Below are 905 nucleotides of genomic sequence, written 5' to 3'. Positions count from 1 at the left end.
GTCAGGCCGGCGCCCTGGATGGCGCCGTGGGTCGGCACGAAGTCGATGTTGTTATGGACCCAGTTGAAGATCTGCACCGGGTTGTGGCCGAGGCTGGCGGCCAGCGCCGTGATCTCGGGCGTCAGCGCGGTCTCCGGTGTTTCCGCCAGCTCCGGCGGCACGACCGCGGCAGGCGCCACTGCAAGCGTCGACGCGCCCGCCACCTGCGGGGACAGGAAGCGATCCAGCCCCGCCCGCGTGCTTGCAGGTGCGCGGCGCTCGGGCTTGACCTGTTGCGCGCGCACCGTCGCCGGATCGAAGGCCAGCCTGCGGGTCACGTCGGTGGACGCCAGCTGCGAGCGCAACTGCGACAGGGCGGACGCTGCCTCCATCGCGTTGCGGCTGCCCAGGGCCGGGCGCACGCGGTTGGCCACGCGCCTGAAGGCCTGCAGCCGCTGGCCCAGCAAGCGCTGGTTGGTTTCGTAACGCTCCCGCAGCTCCGAGGGCACGTGCATGCGCGCCATTTCGGCGCGGTCTTCGATCGCGGACTGATCGAGGACGAGCTCCAGGCTGTCCAGGCTCGCCAACCGGGCACGGACGTCAGCGGCAATGGCGAGGGCCTCTGCGCCGGTGGGCGAGGCGCTCCCCGTCGCGCGCAGTTGGCGGGTGATCCGGTCCATCGCCTCGGCGACGGCATCCAGGCGCTTGCCGGACAAGCTGGCCGGCATGGCGGCCGTCGCCTGCGCGCGGGCGCCCGGCGCAGCGGCGGCGACGTGGTTGGCGTCACCGGCTACGGCCGTGGAATAAGGGGTGGAAAGGCCGGCAACCGCCGACACCATCGCCGTCGCGAACGCGAGCGGAAAACGCGAAAAAAACGCCATGTATCCCCTTCCCCCGAAGGCAGTACGCCAATCCGACCAATGCGG

1 protein-coding gene is annotated in these 905 nt (G+C 71.3%); it reads right to left on the bottom strand.

Translation table 11 applies throughout. From position 1 onward, the window contains the following. Positions 1-860 (bottom strand): hypothetical protein (locus G7B67_RS13200; RefSeq protein ID WP_207780950.1); only part of this gene is annotated, 860 nt, incomplete at its 3' end. Between the last annotated feature and the right edge of the window lie 45 nt (positions 861-905).

The organism is Cognatiluteimonas telluris (assembly GCF_011320095.1).
In the GTDB taxonomy this organism is placed as follows: Bacteria; Pseudomonadota; Gammaproteobacteria; order Xanthomonadales; family Xanthomonadaceae; genus Cognatiluteimonas; species Cognatiluteimonas telluris.
Note: the sequence above shows the minus strand (reverse complement) of the source record. Positions and strands in the feature narration are given on the sequence as shown.